Annotated in this window: 3 protein-coding genes; 1 reads left to right on the top strand and 2 read right to left on the bottom strand. The window is 67.7% G+C overall.

Features of this window, described 5'->3' with window-relative positions:
- Positions 1-179: 179 nt before the first annotated feature.
- Positions 180-506, bottom strand: a complete 327-nt coding sequence (locus tag Q0996_RS02450; protein WP_299615627.1) for an antibiotic biosynthesis monooxygenase — start codon at positions 504-506, stop codon at positions 180-182.
- A gap of 207 nt (positions 507-713) precedes the next feature.
- Here Q0996_RS02450 and Q0996_RS02445 point away from each other — a divergent pair, with 207 nt between their 5' ends.
- On the top strand, positions 714-1451 hold the full coding sequence (locus Q0996_RS02445; RefSeq protein WP_299615625.1) for a sulfotransferase: 738 nt from the start codon (positions 714-716) through the stop codon (positions 1449-1451).
- 30 nt (positions 1452-1481) lie between these two features.
- On the opposite strand, the gene Q0996_RS02440 is transcribed toward Q0996_RS02445, so the two are convergent.
- On the bottom strand, positions 1482-2683 hold a 1202-nt coding region (locus Q0996_RS02440; protein WP_299615623.1), incomplete at its 5' end, for a LysM peptidoglycan-binding domain-containing M23 family metallopeptidase.

Genomic DNA, 2683 nt, shown 5'->3' with positions numbered 1-2683 from the left:
AAACGCATCGACCGACTGCTCAAACCCCAAAACCACCATCCTCCAAGCGATCCCCAATTGCCCCTGGAACTCGCTTATGCCTAAACCGGACAGCAGTGGAACAAGCCCGGCAATGACGGTTTGGGTGGACGGAGGGAGGCGACCCTTTGACGGAGAGTGCCTTTGCCTTAGGCAAGGTCCTAAGGCTGCGGTGCCTCCGCGCGGTCATGCAGGCCGTAGTCGCGGACCACTGCGGCGATGCGCAGGCGGTAGTCCGCGAAGATCTCGTGCCGCCCCCGGCCCTGGGCGGCCTGGTGTTCGGCGTGGTTGCGCCAGCGGATCAGGGCCTCCTCGTCGCGCCAGAACGAGAGGGAGAGGATCTTGCCGTCGTCGGTCAGGCTGGCGAAGCGCTCCACGGAGAGGAAGCCGTCGATCTGCTCCAGCTCACTGCGCAGCGACGCGGCGATTTCCAGATAGTCCTCCCGCCGGCCCGTCTTGGGCCGCACCTCAAAGATAACGACATGCACGGCGTCTCTCCTGTCCGCGACCAGACTTTCAAGCACCATCGCAATTGAATGGGCGCGGCGCCAGACACGACTTTAAGGTCCGCGTCGAACTGTGGCGGCCCGGCCTGAGCCTCGCGGAACGCCCCCTTCGCGCGCCATTCAGTGGCTGATACACTGTCGCGACCCAGTCCTGTTTCCGCCCGACCGTGGCCTCCTGAGATCACTTGAATGACCGTTAAGCGCTCCCCTCCCGTCATGGTTCTCGGATGCGGCCGGAGCGGCACCTCGATCCTAGGGGAGCTGTTCGAGCACCTGCCGGGCTACCGCTATCGCAGCGAACCGCCCTTCGCGGAGGTTATGGACGCCGATTTCTCCTCCCCGCTGGCCTTCAAGGTTCCCCATGAAAGCGTGGGCTTCGAGCCGGACCACGGCCTTTCTTTCCCTCTCGAAATCCTGCGGGAACAAGCCCCGGAGATGCGCTTTCTCTGGATTGTCCGGCACCCGCTGGACGCCATCAGTTCCCTTCGCATCGGCATCGCACAGGATTGGACGCATCATCCGCGCCCGCCGGACTGGCAGGTCTGGCTGGAGCGCCCGTTGATCGAGCGCTGCGCCCACCACTGGACCTTCATCAACGCTTTCGGCTTTTCCCATGTGGCGCCGATCGCCACCGTGCTGCGCTTCGAGGACATGATTGCCGACCCGCGCGCCTTTGCCGAAGGCCTATGCGACGGACTGGGCCTGGGCCGGGACGCGCAGGCGCTCGCCACCTGGGCGAAGCGGGTGCAGAACACCAACAACGCCAACTTCGATGAAGCGAAGACCTCGCGGTCGCACTCCCGGCCCGACCATACGGTGAGAGTGGGGCGCTGGCGCGAGAACCTCTCAGACGAAGACCTGGGGCTTGCCGTTCCGATCGTGCGGGCTACCTCAAAACGCTTCGGCTACGACCTGCCGATCTCTTGATCCCGGCGTAGCGCTGGTCCCAGCGCCGTGTCAGTTGGCTTTGGCCGCCGTGTTCGGGCGCGGACCCATCATGGTTTCCGGGTTGACCGCCCGGGTGCCGCGGCGCACCTCGAAGTGTAGTTGCGGGCGGTCCACCGAGCCGCTGGAACCGACCCGGGCGATAGTCTGGCCGCGTTTGACCACATCGCCGCGCGCCACCAGCAGTTTCTCGTTGTGGGCATAGGCGGTGATCCAGCCATCGGCGTGCTTGATCAGCAGCAGCCTGCCAAAGCCCTTTAGCTCTTCCCCGGCGTAGGCGACGACGCCGTTCTCCGCAGCGCGCACCGGTGTGCCGCGCGGGGCGACGATGTTGATCCCGTCGTTGTGAACGCCGCTCGTCTTTCTGCCGAAGGAGGAGAGGACGGGGCCGCGCACCGGCCAGAGGAACGTGGACTGCGCCCGGGCCGGCGGCTTGCGCAAGACACCGGGCGTCGTGACCGCGGCCTTGGCGACCGGCGGAGGCTTTGATTTGGCAATGGGGGGCTTGGCAAGGGGCGGCTTCGGCGCGGCGGCCACCTGGCTCTGGGCGGGCGCCGGCGCCGCCTGCGCTGTGGCCGGCGCTTGCCCGCCCTGCCCCGCCGCCCGGACCTGTGGCGCGCTGGCGATGGCCGTCGCCTCGGCGCGGCTGGCCGGCTGCGGCAGAATCAGTTTCTGGCCGAGCGGGATTGTATAGGGCGCCTCGATGCCGTTGAGGCGAACCAACTCGCTGCGGTCGACGTCGTAGCGCCGCGCGATGTTGAAGATGGTATCCCCCTTCGCGACCTCGTGGACTTGCGCCTGGGGAATGGTGAGTTCCTGACCGAGGTTGAGCCGATAGGGCGGCTCCAGCGCATTGGCATCGATGACCGCGCGGACCGGCAGGCCGAAGCGCCGGGCGATCCCATAGAGGCTGTCCCCCTTAGCCACCCGATAGCGGCTCGGCGCCGCCGGTGCCGAGGGCGGAGCGGAAAGCGTGGCCGCCTGCACCGTAGCTGGCTGGTGCGGGGCCGGGGGCGCAGCGGCGGCGTTCAGGGGCGCCAGCGGCTCCACCGTGACGCTCGCCTCGGCCGAGGGCGCCGCGGCAGTCTCGATCGGCGCGGTCCAGGCGGCGAAGTTCGCCGGCGGCGGCGGTTTGCGCTGTGGCAGCCGCGGCGGGTCCTTCGGCGTCACGAAGCTGGCATCGCGGTAGACCGGGGCCGCAATGCAGCCCGAGA

This window comes from Pelagibius sp., from assembly GCF_028289705.1.
Taxonomy (GTDB): domain Bacteria; phylum Pseudomonadota; class Alphaproteobacteria; order Kiloniellales; family Kiloniellaceae; genus Pelagibius.
This window is presented reverse-complemented; position numbering and strand designations above follow the sequence as displayed.